This window comes from Pseudomonas sp. HY7a-MNA-CIBAN-0227, assembly GCF_040310325.1.
GTDB lineage: Bacteria > Pseudomonadota > Gammaproteobacteria > Pseudomonadales > Pseudomonadaceae > Aquipseudomonas.
In genome coordinates, this window is the sequence record NZ_JBEOPT010000009.1 from 1 (window position 1) to 14,171 (window position 14,171).

13 protein-coding genes and 1 tRNA gene are annotated in these 14,171 nt (G+C 59.4%); 5 read left to right on the top strand and 9 right to left on the bottom strand.

What is annotated here, in order from left to right; translation table 11 throughout:
- Positions 1-72, bottom strand: a tRNA-Val gene (locus AAEZ06_RS16100).
- Positions 73-231: 159 nt separating this feature from the next.
- Between AAEZ06_RS16100 and rdgC the strand changes: the two genes are divergently transcribed.
- The 3 genes from rdgC (at position 232) to sugE (ending at position 2,805) form a co-directional block, all read left to right on the top strand.
- Entirely contained in the window at positions 232-1,152 is a 921-nt protein-coding gene (gene rdgC, locus AAEZ06_RS16105) for a recombination-associated protein RdgC (protein ID WP_350615189.1), read from the top strand.
- Positions 1,153-1,406: 254 nt separating this feature from the next.
- Positions 1,407-2,372, top strand: coding sequence for a bile acid:sodium symporter family protein (locus AAEZ06_RS16110; RefSeq protein ID WP_149411494.1), 966 nt, complete (start codon positions 1,407-1,409; stop codon positions 2,370-2,372).
- A gap of 118 nt (positions 2,373-2,490) precedes the next feature.
- Positions 2,491-2,805: a quaternary ammonium compound efflux SMR transporter SugE gene (gene sugE, locus AAEZ06_RS16115; RefSeq protein ID WP_133099016.1), complete on the top strand. Its 315-nt coding sequence runs from the start codon at positions 2,491-2,493 to the stop codon at positions 2,803-2,805.
- 37 nt (positions 2,806-2,842) lie between these two features.
- On the opposite strand, the gene AAEZ06_RS16120 is transcribed toward sugE, so the two are convergent.
- The 4 genes from AAEZ06_RS16120 to AAEZ06_RS16135 all read right to left on the bottom strand — a co-directional run bounded on the left by AAEZ06_RS16120 (position 2,843) and on the right by AAEZ06_RS16135 (position 7,622).
- Positions 2,843-4,717 carry an MFS transporter gene (locus AAEZ06_RS16120; RefSeq protein WP_350615191.1) on the bottom strand — a complete coding sequence of 625 codons (1,875 nt, stop codon included), beginning with the start codon at positions 4,715-4,717 and terminating at the stop codon, positions 2,843-2,845.
- 93 nt (positions 4,718-4,810) lie between these two features.
- Positions 4,811-5,965, bottom strand: coding sequence for a TDT family transporter (locus tag AAEZ06_RS16125; RefSeq protein WP_149411492.1), 1,155 nt, complete (start codon positions 5,963-5,965; stop codon positions 4,811-4,813).
- Between the two features lie 105 nt (positions 5,966-6,070).
- Positions 6,071-6,382, bottom strand: a complete 312-nt coding sequence (locus AAEZ06_RS16130; protein ID WP_149411491.1) for a cupin domain-containing protein — start codon at positions 6,380-6,382, stop codon at positions 6,071-6,073.
- Between the two features lie 46 nt (positions 6,383-6,428).
- On the bottom strand, positions 6,429-7,622 hold the full coding sequence (locus AAEZ06_RS16135; protein WP_149411490.1) for an MFS transporter: 1,194 nt from the start codon (positions 7,620-7,622) through the stop codon (positions 6,429-6,431).
- A 91-nt stretch (positions 7,623-7,713) separates the two neighbouring features.
- Between AAEZ06_RS16135 and AAEZ06_RS16140 the strand changes: the two genes are divergently transcribed.
- A complete protein-coding gene (locus AAEZ06_RS16140) occupies positions 7,714-8,259 on the top strand; it encodes a TetR/AcrR family transcriptional regulator (RefSeq protein WP_149411489.1) in 546 nt (181 codons plus the stop codon).
- A 52-nt stretch (positions 8,260-8,311) separates the two neighbouring features.
- Here the strand turns inward: AAEZ06_RS16140 and AAEZ06_RS16145 are convergent, their stop codons facing one another.
- From AAEZ06_RS16145 to AAEZ06_RS16160, 4 genes are all read right to left on the bottom strand, one after another.
- The gene (locus AAEZ06_RS16145; protein ID WP_149411488.1) at positions 8,312-9,091 is read right to left on the bottom strand and encodes an ABC transporter permease; all 780 of its coding nucleotides are present in this window, start codon (positions 9,089-9,091) and stop codon (positions 8,312-8,314) included.
- Positions 9,088-10,020, bottom strand: coding sequence for an ABC transporter ATP-binding protein (locus AAEZ06_RS16150; RefSeq protein ID WP_350615195.1), 933 nt, complete (start codon positions 10,018-10,020; stop codon positions 9,088-9,090). The genes AAEZ06_RS16145 and AAEZ06_RS16150 overlap by 4 nt, the downstream gene beginning before the upstream one ends.
- A 135-nt stretch (positions 10,021-10,155) precedes the next feature.
- The gene (locus AAEZ06_RS16155; RefSeq protein WP_149411486.1) at positions 10,156-10,779 is read right to left on the bottom strand and encodes a glutathione S-transferase family protein; all 624 of its coding nucleotides are present in this window, start codon (positions 10,777-10,779) and stop codon (positions 10,156-10,158) included.
- Between the two features lie 56 nt (positions 10,780-10,835).
- Positions 10,836-11,495: a transglutaminase-like domain-containing protein gene (locus AAEZ06_RS16160; protein WP_149411485.1), complete on the bottom strand. Its 660-nt coding sequence runs from the start codon at positions 11,493-11,495 to the stop codon at positions 10,836-10,838.
- A 201-nt stretch (positions 11,496-11,696) separates the two neighbouring features.
- On the opposite strand from AAEZ06_RS16160, the gene AAEZ06_RS16165 reads away from it, so the two are divergent.
- The gene (locus AAEZ06_RS16165) at positions 11,697-14,144 is read left to right on the top strand and encodes an acyl-CoA dehydrogenase (RefSeq protein ID WP_149411484.1); all 2,448 of its coding nucleotides are present in this window, start codon (positions 11,697-11,699) and stop codon (positions 14,142-14,144) included.
- The last annotated feature ends 27 nt before the right edge of the window (positions 14,145-14,171 follow it).

Consider the following 14,171-nt stretch of genomic DNA (forward strand, 5'->3'; position numbering starts at 1 on the left):
GGGTGATGACGGGATCGAACCGCCGACCCTCTGCTTGTAAGGCAGATGCTCTCCCAGCTGAGCTAATCACCCTTCACTTTCGGTGTGGCGCGCATTCTACGGAGCGACCCAAACTCTGGCAAGCACTTTCTTAAATATTTTTTTCAGGCCTTCCAATGGCTTAGGCGGGGTTGGCCTACGGCGCTACGCGGGGAATAATGCCCCCCTTTGTATAAAGGAGAGACTCACCCCATGTGGTTCAAAAACCTGCTTATCTATCGCCTGACCCAAGATCTGCCTGTTGATGCCGAGGCGTTGGAAACTGCACTGGCCACCAAACTGGCGCGTTCCTGTGCAAGCCAGGAGTTGACCACTTACGGCTTCGTCGCCCCGTTCGGCAAAGGCGAAGACGCGCCATTGGTACACGTCAGCGGTGACTTCCTGCTGATCGCTGCGCGCAAGGAAGAACGTATCCTGCCGGGTAGCGTGGTGCGTGATGCGCTGAAGGAAAAGGTCGAAGAGATCGAAGCCGAGCAAATGCGCAAGGTCTATAAAAAAGAACGCGACCAGATCAAGGATGAAATCATCCAGGCCTTCCTGCCCCGCGCCTTTATCCGTCGTTCGTCGACCTTCGCCGCCATCGCGCCGAAACAGGGCCTGATCCTGGTCAACTCGGCCAGCCCAAAGCGTGCCGAAGACCTGCTGTCCACCCTGCGTGAAGTGATCGGCACCCTGCCGGTACGTCCGCTGACCGTGAAAATGGCCCCGACCGCCACTATGACCGACTGGGTCACCACGCAAAAGCCAGCCGATGACTTCTTCGTCCTCGACGAATGCGAGTTGCGCGACACCCACGAAGACGGCGGCATCGTGCGCTGCAAGCGCCAGGACCTGACCGGCGAAGAAATCCAGCTGCACCTGAGCACCGGCAAGGTGGTGACGCAACTGTCCCTGGCCTGGCAGGACAAGCTGTCCTTCATGCTGGATGACAAGATGGTGGTCAAGCGCCTGAAGTTCGAAGACCTGCTGCAAGACCAGGCAGAACAGGACGGCGGCGACGAAGCCCTGGGCCAGCAGGACGCAAGCTTTGCCTTGATGATGCTGACGTTTGGCGACTTCCTGCCGGCGTTGGTTGAGGCTTTGGGCGGCGAAGAAACCCCGCAGGGGATCTAAAAATGCTGATAGCTAGGGGGCAGGTTCGGTTGAGTACATATCCGTTGCTGCGGTAACGGCGGCTTAGGGTTACGCCCTTACGGCGTGTCACTTTGCAAAAGCGGCAAAGTGACGGATATGTACCCATACCCAACCCACCCCAAAACATATAGATACCTATAGCTATCGCAAGCAAGCCACACACATTCGATCGGATTACCGCCTCGGATTTTCTGTCACTCGACAAACCGCTCTCCAATAACAAGGACCACCCCATGCGCGCACTCACCGCTTTAAGCCGCTTCGTCGGCAACACCTTCGCCTACTGGGTGCTGATTTTTGCCGTGGTCGCGTTCCTGCAACCAAGCTGGTTTATCGACCTGAAGAGCGCCATCGTCCCACTGCTGGGGCTGGTGATGTTCGGCATGGGGCTGACCCTCAAACTTGAAGACTTCGCCGAGGTCGCCCGTCACCCGTGGCGTGTAGCGCTTGGCGTGGTCGCGCATTTTGTGATCATGCCCGGCGTGGCGTGGTTGCTGTGCCAGGCCTTCCAGCTACCGCCGGAAATTGCCGTCGGCGTGATCCTGGTGGGTTGCTGCCCCAGCGGCACCTCGTCCAATGTCATGACCTGGCTGGCCCGTGGCGACCTGGCGCTGTCAGTGGCCATCGCCGCCGTCACCACCCTCCTCGCCCCGCTGCTCACCCCGGCGCTGATCTGGCTGCTGGCCTCGGCCTGGCTGCCGGTGTCGTTCATGGAGTTGTTCTGGTCTATCCTGCAGGTGGTGTTGCTGCCCATCGTGCTCGGTGTGCTGGCGCAACGGTTGCTGGGCGATCGGGTGCGCCATGCCGTGGACGTGTTGCCGCTGGTGTCGGTAGTCAGCATCGTGATCATCGTCGCCGCCGTGGTGGCCGCAAGCCAGGCGAAGATTGCCGAGTCAGGCCTGCTGATCATGGCCGTGGTGATGCTGCACAACAGCTTCGGTTACCTGCTGGGTTATTTCACCGGCCGCGTGTTCAAGCTACCGCTGGCACAACGCAAGTCGTTGGCGCTGGAAGTAGGCATGCAGAATTCAGGGCTGGGCGCCGCCTTGGCGAGTGCGCACTTTTCGCCGTTGGCGGCGGTGCCAAGCGCGCTGTTCAGCGTCTGGCACAACATTTCCGGGGCGTTGCTGTCGACGTATTTCCGCCGGATGAGCGAGAAGGAAGATCGCGAACTGTTGGCGCAACAGCAGACCGACTGACGGTTGAAACTTGATCACACGATCAAGTTTCGGCACTCTATCGAGCTTCGCGGGGACGACCTCGCGGCTCGATCAAGGTACTCACTGGGGACGACCCCTTCTATCGATGGAGGTTTTCATGTCCTGGATCATTCTGTTTTTTGCAGGTCTCTTTGAAGTCGGCTGGGCCGTTGGCCTGAAATACACCGACGGCTTCAGCAAACCCATGCCAACAGCCCTGACGATTGCCGCCATGGCTGTCAGCCTGGGCTTGTTGGGATTGGCCATGAAAGAACTGCCGCTGGGCACCGCCTATGCCATCTGGACCGGAGTCGGTGCAGTGGGCACGGTGATTGCCGGGATTATCCTGTTTGGGGAATCCATGGCGCTGTTCAGGCTGGCCAGTGTGGCATTGATTATTGCCGGGCTAGTGGGGCTCAAGATCAGCGCTTGAACCCCGGATCGTTCCCGCGAAAGCGGGAGCGATCAACCTACCTGACACTCCCCCGCAACTGCCCCACCAACTCCTGCAATGCTTGCGGCGTCGCCGTCTCCAGCGTCACTGGCGGCCCTGCCACCAGCGTCACTCGCGACCACAACCGACGGAACATCCCCTTGGCCGGGTCACGGCTGAAGAAGCTTCCCCACAACCCCTGCAAAGCCAACGGAATCACCGGCACCGGCGTCTCCTCAAGAATCCGCGTCAACCCGCCCTTGAACTCATTGATCTGGCCATCGCCCGTCAACTTGCCTTCCGGGAAGATGCACACCAGTTCGCCATCCTTGAGGTACTGGGCAATCCGCTGGAACGCCTTGTCGTAGATCTGGATATCCTCATGCCGCGCGGCAATCGGAATCGCCCCGGCAGTGCGGAAGATAAAGTTCAGCACCGGCAAACGGTAGATCTTGTAGTACGTGACAAAGCGAATCGGCCGACGCACCGCGCCGCCAATCAACAATGCATCGACAAACGACACATGGTTGCACACCAGTAGCGCCGCACCTTCGTCGGGAATCAGTTCCAGGTTGCGATGTTCAACGCGGTACATGGAATGGCTGAGCAGCCAGATCATGAAACGCATGGAGAACTCGGGAACGATCTTGAAGATGTAAGTATTGACCGCGATGTTGAGCAGCGACACCACCAGGAACAACTCGGGGATCGACAGCTTGGCCACGCTCAGCAGCAGGATCGAGACAATTGCCGAGACCACCATGAACAGCGCATTGAGAATGTTGTTGGCCGCGATTACCCGCGCCCGCTCTTTTTCGACGGTGCGCGACTGGATCAGCGCATACAGCGGCACGATGTAGAACCCGCCAAACACACCAAGGCCGAGGATATCGATCAACACCCACCAGGCTTGACCATAGCTGAGCATAGCGATCCAGTCGTTGGCCTGGACGTTCTGCGGGAAACCGCCGGAATGCCACCACAGCAGCAGGCCAAACACCGTAAGACCAAAGGAGCCAAAGGGCACCAGGCCGATTTCCACTTTACGCCCGGAGAGTTTCTCGCAGAGCATCGAACCTAGCGCGATACCTACCGAGAATACGGTCAGGATCAGCGTGACCACGGTCTCATCGCCGTACAGCCACTCCTTGGCATAGGCCGGGATCTGCGTCAGATAGATCGCACCGACAAACCAGAACCACGAGTTGCCGACAATCGAACGGGACACAGCCGGCGTTTGCCCCAGGCCCAGGCGCAAGGTGGCCCAGGATTGGCTGAAGATATTCCAGTTCAGGCGCATCTCAGGGCTGGCGGCGGCTGCGCGAGGAATGCTACGGCTGGCCAGGTAGCCCAACACCGCAACGCCGACGATGGCGGTAGACACTACCGGCGCGTAATGGCTGGAGGACATCATGATCCCTGCGCCGATGGTCCCCGCCAGAATCGCCAGGAATGTGCCCATCTCCACCAGGCCATTGCCACCCACCAACTCATCTTCATGCAACGCCTGGGGCATGATCGAGTACTTCACCGGGCCGAACAGCGCCGAATGAGTGCCCATGGCAAACAGCGCCAACAGCATCAGTTCAAGGTGGTTGAACATAAAGCCGACGGCGCCCACGGCCATAATCACGATCTCGCCGAGCTTGATCATGCGGATCAGCGCGTCCTTGTTGAACTTCTCGCCAAATTGCCCGGCCAGGGCCGAGAACAGGAAGAACGGCAGGATAAACAGCAAGGCGCAGAGGTTGACCCAGATCGAGCGGTCGCCCTCGATGGTCAGCTTGTAGAGAATCGCCAGGATCAACGATTGCTTGAAGATGTTGTCGTTGAATGCACCCAGGGACTGGGTAATGAAAAATGGCAAAAAACGCCGTTTGCGCAGCAAGGTAAATTGCGAGGGGTGACTCATCGTCCATGTTCCTGCGTGGCCTGAAGGCTGTTGTTGATCTGACGCTTGGGACTTTGCACTTGAGAGCCAGGCCACGACTTTACCTAATCCTGATTACTTATTCCCTCGTCCCGCAATGCACGGTGAAACAAAAAGCTCACCTTTCCAGGCCCCCTGCACCGTGCGCTTGGCGACGATCAGCCACATCAGGGCCAGGGCAGCCACCAACACACAACCGAAGACGCTGAAAAAACCCAGGTGCAAGGTGCCTGCCAGCTTCAAGGTGGTTAGGGCATAGACCCCCAGCGGAAAGGTGAAACCCCACCAGCCCAGGTTGAACGGGATACCGGCCCGCAGGTAGCGCAAGGTGATCAGCACCGCGATCAGCATCCACCACAACCCCAGGCCCCACAGGGTAATACCAGCGATCAGGCCCAGGCCTTCAGCAATCTCGCCGATACCTGGGAAGCCGTTGGCGGCAAAGATTGCCGGGGCGTCGTTGCCCAGCAGCAACATGCCAAGGGCACCGGTGCCGATGGGACCGAGGGCCAGCCAGCTCGACGCAGCCATGTTGGCGTGAGGCAGTTTATGCAAGGCCATGCGCAACATCAGGATGGTCAGAATGCTGAACGCCACCGGTAGGGAAAACGCCCACAGCACGTAGCTGGTCACCAGCATAACCAGTTGCGAATGGGCGTCGACCAAGTGCGGTGCCAGCAGGCCACCGCTGGCGGCGGCGACTTCGGCGGCAACCACCGGCAACAGCCAGACCGCAGTCATCTGGTCGATGCTGTGTTCCTGGCGAGTGAACATCATGTAGGGAATCAGCACCCCGCACGCCAGGGACATTGCCACGTCCAGCCACCACAGCACTTCGGCCAATTGCACCACGCCCTCGCCCCAGCGTGGCAGGCCAAACAGCAGAAAACCGTTGATGATGGTCGCCAGGCCCATGGGAATGGTGCCGAAGAACATCGAGACCGTGGAATGGCCGAAAATCCGCCGCGCCTCATGGAAAAACATCACCCAGCGTGCGGCGTACAGGCCACTGAACAAAACAAACAGAAAGATCGTGAGCAGCCACAGCGCCTCGGCGATGGCATGCAACCCAGGCAGGTTGACCGGCACTTGCGCCAAGGCCAGCGCCAACACCCCGGTGCCCATGGTGGCGGCAAACCAGTTGGGGGTGAACTGGCGAATGACTTCCCGAGGACGGGCCAGGTGGCTGAACGGTTTGTAACCGGTGGTGATGCTGTTGGGGCAGGTCATGGGTAATCCTCTTCCTCGTATCAGGTTGAGGCCATGGTAGAAGCCGATCGAATATCTATAAAACGGGTAATATCTCTAACTGTTATCTGTTTTACCAATACAAGGCTATTCGCTGCCCTCGGATTCGATCACTAGAATTCGCGCCGCCCCCTGCGGATGGGCCACATGCTCGGTGCCGATGCTGGCGTAGAAGATGTCGCCGACTTCAAGTGACACCCTTTTTTCTGTACCGTTTTCGCGATAGTGCATCTGCACCTGACCATCCAGCACCACAAACACCTCCTCGCCATCGTTGATGTGCCAGCGATAAGGCTGATCGGTCCAGTGCAAGCGGGTAGTGATGCCGTTCATCCTGGCGATGTCCAGTGCCTCCCAGGCACGGCTACCGGTGAAGTCCTTGCTGCGGATGATCTTCATGCTTGAATCTCGATTCTGGGTTGCACGGAGCGCGGATTATTACCGATCAACCGCCCGACGTCGCCCTGGCCTTGGCAGAGTCCTGCATCATCAAACCGACCAAGGCACTGAGCGCCAACACGATCAGCACGAGCCCATAACCATCAGTGGTGGCTATCAGGCCAAAGGTGCGAGTGAGGTGGCCCGCCAACAGCGACGGCAAGCAGAACGCCAGGTAGCTCAGCACGTAGAACGCCGATATCAAGCCGGCACGCTCGTGAGGCAATGCCAACGGTACGACGCTGCGCAATGCGCCGAGGAAGCCCGCGCCAAACCCGCTGCCGGCGACCAGAGTGGCGAAGAAAAACAGCGGCAGGCTGGCGCTGTGGACCGCCGCGAGAATCAGCGCCACGCCCACGGCGAGCAAGCTCGCTCCCAGCCGCAGGACTTTGTCCGCCGGGCGATTGCGCAAGCTGAAAATCATCACCGCGCCGCTCAACGTCAACACTGCCACCAGGCCGCCGCCGATCAGATTGGAGGTCGAACCAGTCGCCGCCCGCACCAGCGAAGGCGCCAGGGACAGATAAAAGCCACTCATAGCCCACACCGCGATATCCACCGGCAGCGAGAGCCACAAGGCTCGTCGCGCCTGGGGCGGTACATGCAAGGTCGGCCACAGGGATGCCAGCGCACCGGGTATGCGACTCACTGTTTCCGGCAGGCGCCAGACATACAGGCACTGCAACGCCAACAGGGCGAACAGCGTCCAATAGATCAACTGTGTGGGCAGCGGCGCGAACTCCACCAACAAACTGCTGCCCATGGCGCCACACGCCATGCCCAATAGCGGCGCAACGCTGTTGACCAGCGGGCCCCGCTGACGGTCAGTGTCGAGCAACGCTGCACCCAACACCGCCGTGGCCATGCCGGTGGCGAAACCTTGCAGCGTGCGGGCGGCAATCAGCCAGGCAACACTGTCGGCATTGATAAACAGCAACATCGCCAGCATATCCAGGACCAGCGCGACAAAGATCACTGGCTTGCGCCCCAGGTGATCCGACAGCGAACCGACGGTCAACAGAGCCGCCAGCAAGCTCAGGGCATACACGCCGAAGATCAGGGTGAGCACGCCAGCGGAAAAATGCAGGTCTTCCTGGTAGAGGTGATACAACGGCGTCGGCGCGCTGGAGGCGGCGAGAAATGTCAGCAAGGTGATTGCCAGGAACACCAGGCTGCAACGATGAGAAGTGACAATTGCCATGAGCACGCTCCGCTAAAGCTAATATTTTGCTTTTGTGGAGTGTGCTACTCCGTCGCCCTTAAAGCAAATTCTTTGTGTTAAGGTTTTAAGCATGGCTATAAAAGAAGGCCTCCGCCCGGGGGGCCGCAGTGCCCGGGTACAAGAGTCGGTTCATTCGGCGGTGCGTCAATTGCTGCAAGAGCAGGATCGCGCCAGCGTGACCGTACCGCAAATCGCTACTCGTGCGGGAGTGACGCCGTCGACGATTTACCGACGCTGGGGCGACCTGTCCGCCCTCCTCGCCGACGTCGCCCTGGCCCGCATGCGCCCAGACAGCACACCTGCCAACACCGGCAGCCTGCGTGGCGATTTACGAGCGTGGGCCGAGCAATACCTGGACGAGATGAATTCGCAGCCGGGGCGCAACATGATGCGTGATGTGCAGTGCAGCCAGACGCCGGGGTATTGCGTGAGCATTCTGGGTGGGCAGTTGCAGGCTATCCTTGATCGTTATCAGGGCAGCAGTGACGTATTGCCCAGCGTGGACCGGCTGATTAACCTGCTGGCGGCACCGACGGTATTTCGGATTTTGTTCTCCTCCGTGCCGTTGCAGCTTGAGGAGTTGCACGAGTTGATCGAGATCGTGTTGCGAGGGTAACCCCATAAAAAACGGCCTCATCTAGAGGCCGTTTTGCTATCCCACATCACTGTCACGTGCGCATCCCACGCCCACTCACCAGCAACCGCGCACAGCCCAGATACAGCACCACGGTCGCTACGAGCATGAAGGTGATCGCCACACCGATCTTGATATCCGAAACCCCAAGAATCCCGTAGCGAAACGCGTTGACCATATGCAACACCGGGTTGGCCAACGACACCGTCTGCCAGAACGGCGGCAGCAGGGTAATCGAGTAAAACACGCCGCCTAGGTAAGTCAGTGGCGTTAGCACAAAGGTCGGGATAATGGAGATGTCATCAAAGTTGCGCGCAAATACCGCATTGATGAAGCCCAGCAGCGAGAAGATCGTCGCCGTCAGTACCACCACCAAAATGGTAACGCCCAGGTGATGCACCTGCAGATCGGTAAAGAACAGCGACAGCAGGGTCACGATCACCCCGACCATCAAACCGCGTAGCACGCCGCCCACGGTGTAGCCAATCAGAATGGTGTGGGGCGAGACCGGCGAGACCATCAATTCCTCAATGGAGCGCTGGAACTTGCTGCCGAAGAAACTGGAGACCACATTGCCGTAAGAGTTGGTGATCACCGACATCATGATCAGCCCCGGCACGATGTATTCCATGTAGGTGAAACCACCCATATCACCGATCTGCCGGCCGATCAGGTTACCGAAGATCACGAAGTACAAAACCATGGTGATCGCCGGCGGCAGCAGGGTTTGCGGCCAGATCCGGGTAAAGCGCTTCACTTCGCGGTAGACGATGGTATTGAGGGCAACAAGGTTGGGTTGCAGTTCGGAGTTCATACCGCCACCTTCGCCAGATTTTTCTCCACCAGGGACACAAACAACTCCTCAAGGCGATTGGTTTTATTGCGCAGGCTCAGCACTTCGATGTTCTGGGTAGCCAGTTGGCCGAACAACGCGGTGATGCCCACGGCTTTATCCACCTGGACTTCCAGGGTGTGGCTGTCCACCAGGCGATTGGGGTAGCCGATCAACAGCGGTGGCACCGTCATGTCGTACTTCAGGTCCAGCAGAAAAGTCTCGACATGCAGCTGGCCGAGCAACTGACGCATGCTAGTGTTTTCGACAATGGTGCCGTGGTCGATGATGCCGATGTTGCGGCACAACTGCTCAGCCTCTTCCAGGTAATGGGTGGTGAGGATGATGGTGATACCTTTCTCGTTCAGCTCGGTGAGGAAGGTCCACATCGAGCGACGCAGCTCGATGTCTACCCCCGCCGTCGGTTCGTCGAGGATCAGCAGGCGCGGTTCGTGGACCAGGGCGCGGGCGATCATCAGGCGGCGCTTCATGCCGCCGGACAAAGAGCGTGAAGGTACGTCGCGCTTGTCCCACAGGCCCAGTTGCGTCAGGTACTGCTCGGCGCGCTCCTTGGCAATTTTCGGTGGGATACCGTAGTAGCCAGCCTGGGTCACGACGATATCGAAGGTCTTTTCAAACTGGTTGAAGTTGAACTCCTGGGGCACCACGCCAATGCAGCGCTTGAGCGCGGCCGGGGATTTATCCAGGTCGTGGCCAAAGATATTCACCGTGCCACTGGTCTTGTTCACCAGTGTCGAGAGAATGCCGATGGTGGTGGATTTGCCGGCGCCGTTGGGGCCGAGCAAGGCGAAGAAGTCACCTTCGGCGACATCCAGATCGATACCACTCAGGGCCTGGAAACCGTTGCCGTAGGTTTTGGTTAGCTGCCGGATGGACAGAGCGGAACTCATATCGGATTACGCACCAAGAAGAAGGAAGTTACTTATTAAATAAGGACGGGCGGCCGACAATACAACGGCGGCGCATGACAGCCATGGTGCGTGCCTGCGCCGCACAAGTACAGTCACCTGTATTAATAGTCAGTATTAAGTCAACGCGGTCATAACCGCTTTTTGATAGGCCGGACGCTGGCAAAGACGCTGGTACCAGGCCTCTAGATTGGGCATTGCGGGCCGCTCGATAGGCATCTCGAACCAGGCGTAAATAAAGCTGCCCAAGGGGATATCGCCCATGCCGATCTCGGCACCCGACAGGTAGGGTTGCGTGGCCAGGGCCTGGTCCACCGCCTGCAATACGTCGATGCAGGCTTGGCGCCCGGCGTGGATGCTGTCCCAGTTTTGCTTTCCGGCTGGGGTACGCAACACGCCCCAGAATACGATCTTGAACGGTTCAGCGAAGGTGGACGTGGTCCAGTCCATCCATTTTTCGGCGTTGGCTCGCGCTTGCAGATCGCCGGGGTACCAGTTCGAATCCGCAGCATGGCGCGCGGCCAGATAACGCACGATGGTGTTGGATTCCCACAACACAAAATCGCCATCTTCGATCATCGGCACCCGGCCATTCGGATTCAACGCCCGGTATTGCGGCGTATCGACCACACCAAAAGCCCCGCCCGCATCAATTGCCTCATAGTCCAGGCCGAGTTCCTCGGCGCACCACAGTGCCTTCCTGACATTTGACGAATTTTTACGACCCCAGATTTTCAGCATGACCGCCCCTGACTTGATGAACATGGTGGATGAATGCCGAGGCAGCATACGCCGGTTCACGCCTTGCTCAAATCGCTCTGCATATCCCCCAGCAGCATCGGCATTTGCTCGCCAAACAGGTGTGGGTAACACTTCTCCAGATGAGCGAAGAAAAATTTCTCGGGCACATCGGCAAATTGCCCGTGGTCCACCACGTACTCCATGGAGCGTTGGCCCTTACGGTTGAACGGGTGGAAAACACTGTCGTTGATACCGTCGAAATCCAGCGGCGGCACGTCGAACAATTCACACAGTTGCTGGTTGAACGCCGGCGTGGCCTTGACCCAGCGCCCCTGCAAATACAACTCGGTGTAGCCGTGCATGGCGAACACGTCGCTTCTGAGCAATTCGATCAAACGCGGCGTCGACAGGTGATTGCGCACGTCGGCCAGGCCGATGCGCGACGGTATGCCGCAATGCCTGGCGCAGGCAGCAAGCAGGGTGGCCTTGGGCACGCAATAGCTTTGGCCGGCAGCCAAGGCGTAACTGCCACTCAGGGTTTGCGGATCGCGGCTGAAGGTGTAAGGGTTGTAGCGCACCGCCTCGCGGACGGCGTAATAAAGACTGACTGCCTGGTCACAGGGGTCAGCACTCGAACCGCGGTGTTTTTCGGCGAACTCCACCACCGCTGGGTGGTCACTATCGATGAAGCGGCTGGGACTCAAGTACGCATTCATGGGGTTAATCTCCGAGGCAAGCCTGGAGTCTAACCACAGGTCCGGCCCTGGGATAACGACGATTCGGCCAAATGTCGGCGCCTGATACCCATGCATTAACAACATGGCCCGGCACACCACGTAACACCCTGATCACCCGTTTGTTCGGATGCCGACTAAGCTCTGAGGTGATTTCGCCCCTGGTTTCACGGAGGATTGAATATGCTGTTGTTGTGGATACTGGTTCTGGTGGTCGGCATTGCCTACCTGGCACACCGCCGCACCGCGCCCCTGCCCGCCCTGGGTGTGGTCGCCGTCTACCTGTTGGCCATGGGCGCCTTCAGCCATGCGCCGGGCTGGTTGCTGCTGGTCTTCTGGGTGCTGATCGCCGTCGTGGCCGCTCCCCTGCTGCTGCCGGACCTGCGCCGCAAGTACTTCACCGCGCCGCTGTTCAACTGGTTTCAGAAAGTTCTGCCGCCAATGTCCGAGACCGAGCGCGACGCCATCGACGCCGGCACTGTGTGGTGGGATGGCGAACTGTTCAGCGGTCGCCCCGACTGGGACAAACTGCTGGCCTACCCCAAGGTGCAGTTGACCGAAGAAGAGCAGGCCTTTATCGACGGCCCTACCGAAGAACTTTGCGCCATGGTCAGCGACTGGGAAATCGGCCAGGCCATGGACTTGCCGCCCGCCGCCTGGGAGCACATCAAGCAGCACGGCTTTTTTGCCCTGATCATCCCCAAGGAATTTGGCGGCAAGGGCTTCTCGGCCTACGCCCACTCCCAGGTCGCCATGAAGCTGGCGACCCGTAGCGGCGACCTCGCCTCCACCGTGATGGTCCCCAACTCACTGGGCCCGGCCGAACTGCTGCTGCATTACGGCACCGATGAACAACGCAACCACTACCTGCCGCGCCTGGCCCGTGGCGATGATATTCCGTGCTTCGCCCTTACCGGCCCGCTGGCCGGCTCCGATGCCGGCGCCATGCCCGACACCGGCGTCATCTGCAAAGGTGAATGGGAAGGCCAGGAAACACTGGGCCTGCGCCTAAATTGGGAAAAACGCTACATTACCCTCGGCCCGGTCGCCACCTTGCTGGGCCTGGCCTTCAAGGCCTACGACCCGGATCACCTGCTGGGCGATGAAGAAGACCTGGGCATCAGCCTCGCGCTGATCCCCACCGAAACTCCCGGCGTAGAGATTGGCCGCCGTCATCTGCCGCTGGGTGCGGCATTCATGAACGGGCCTAACTCCGGCAAGGATGTATTCATCCCGCTGGAATTTCTTATCGGCGGCCAGGAAATGCTCGGCAAGGGCTGGATGATGCTGATGAATTGCCTGTCGGTGGGCCGTTCGATTTCCCTGCCGGCTGTCGGCACTGGCGCAGCCAAGTTCACCAGCCTGGTGACTGGCCAATACGCCCAAGTGCGGGAACAGTTCAACGTACCACTGTCGGCCTTTGAAGGTATCCAGGAAGCCCTGGCCCGTATCGGCGGCAACGCCTGGCTGATGGACAGTGCGCGCATGCTCACCGCCAACGCGGTAGACCTGGGCGAAAAACCCTCGGTGCTGTCGGCAATCCTCAAGTACCACCTGACCGAACGCGGTCGCGAGTGCATCAGCCACGCCATGGACGTACACGGTGGCAAGGGCATCATCATGGGCCCCAACAACTACCTGGGCCGCAGCTGGCAAGGCGCGCCGATCTTCATCACCGTGGAAGGCGCAAATATTCTGTCACGTAACCTGATGATCTTTGGCCAGGGGGCCATTCGTTGCCATCCATTCGTGCTCAAGGAGATGGCCTTGGCCGGTCGAGAAGACCATGACCAGGCGCTGAAAGAGTTCGATGGCCTGTTGCTGCAACACATCGGTTTTGCCGTGAGTAACGCTGCCAGTACCCTGGTGCTGAACCTGGGCTTCGGGCATTTCGAAAAAGCGCCTGGCAACCGTTTGAGCCAAGGCTATTTCCGCGCCCTCAATCGTCAGGCAGCTGCGTTTGCCCTGCTGGCGGACCTGAGCATGATGCTGCTGGGCGGCGAACTTAAACGCCGCGAACGCCTGTCGGCGCGCCTTGGGGATGTGCTCAGTCATATGTACCTGGCATCGGCGGCGCTCAAGCGTTACCACGACCTCGACTCACCCGATCATCTGCGTCCGTTGTTCGCCTGGGCCATGGAAGAAAGCCTCGGCCATTCGGAGCGGGCACTGGATGAACTGCTGACCAACTTCCCGAACAAGGTGCTGGGTTGCCTGCTGCGGGTGATCGTGTTCCCGTTCGGTCGTCGCCACAAGGGTCCGTCCGACGCTCTGGATGCCGAAGTCGCCGCTGTGATTGGCCGTGCCAAGGGCGATCCAACCCTGGAAGAATTGCTGGCTGGCTGCTATCGCCCGCAATCGGCCGAGGACCCGGTGGGCGCGCTGCAACATGCCTACGACCTGCTGGCCGTCAGCCATCCATTGCAGAAAAAACTCCACTTAGCCCTCAAGAGCGGCCAGCTCAAGCCAGCCGCCGGGGAACATGCCATCGACGCCGCGCTGCAAGCCGGCGTGCTGCAACCGGCCGAAGCGCAGACCCTGCGTGACGCCGAAGCGGCACGACGCAAGGTGATCGACGTGGATGACTTCAGCAAGGAAGAGCTGGCCCAGACGGAAGGAAAAGTCCGCTGAGTCCAACGGTCATATAAAAGCGGGCGC

Excerpts from the sequence above, each read along its gene's own strand:
- rdgC (WP_350615189.1), top strand. The coding sequence starts at position 232 with ATGTGGTTCAAAAACCTGCTTATCTATCGCCTGACCCAAGATCTGCCT.
- AAEZ06_RS16110 (WP_149411494.1), top strand. The coding sequence starts at position 1,407 with ATGCGCGCACTCACCGCTTTAAGCCGCTTCGTCGGCAACACCTTCGCC.
- sugE (WP_133099016.1), top strand. The coding sequence starts at position 2,491 with ATGTCCTGGATCATTCTGTTTTTTGCAGGTCTCTTTGAAGTCGGCTGG.
- AAEZ06_RS16120 (WP_350615191.1), bottom strand. The coding sequence starts at position 4,717 with ATGAGTCACCCCTCGCAATTTACCTTGCTGCGCAAACGGCGTTTTTTG.
- AAEZ06_RS16125 (WP_149411492.1), bottom strand. The coding sequence starts at position 5,965 with ATGACCTGCCCCAACAGCATCACCACCGGTTACAAACCGTTCAGCCAC.
- AAEZ06_RS16130 (WP_149411491.1), bottom strand. The coding sequence starts at position 6,382 with ATGAAGATCATCCGCAGCAAGGACTTCACCGGTAGCCGTGCCTGGGAG.
- AAEZ06_RS16135 (WP_149411490.1), bottom strand. The coding sequence starts at position 7,622 with ATGGCAATTGTCACTTCTCATCGTTGCAGCCTGGTGTTCCTGGCAATC.
- AAEZ06_RS16140 (WP_149411489.1), top strand. The coding sequence starts at position 7,714 with ATGGCTATAAAAGAAGGCCTCCGCCCGGGGGGCCGCAGTGCCCGGGTA.
- AAEZ06_RS16145 (WP_149411488.1), bottom strand. The coding sequence starts at position 9,091 with ATGAACTCCGAACTGCAACCCAACCTTGTTGCCCTCAATACCATCGTC.
- AAEZ06_RS16150 (WP_350615195.1), bottom strand. The coding sequence starts at position 10,020 with ATGAGTTCCGCTCTGTCCATCCGGCAGCTAACCAAAACCTACGGCAAC.
- AAEZ06_RS16155 (WP_149411486.1), bottom strand. The coding sequence starts at position 10,779 with ATGCTGAAAATCTGGGGTCGTAAAAATTCGTCAAATGTCAGGAAGGCA.
- AAEZ06_RS16160 (WP_149411485.1), bottom strand. The coding sequence starts at position 11,495 with ATGAATGCGTACTTGAGTCCCAGCCGCTTCATCGATAGTGACCACCCA.
- AAEZ06_RS16165 (WP_149411484.1), top strand. The coding sequence starts at position 11,697 with ATGCTGTTGTTGTGGATACTGGTTCTGGTGGTCGGCATTGCCTACCTG.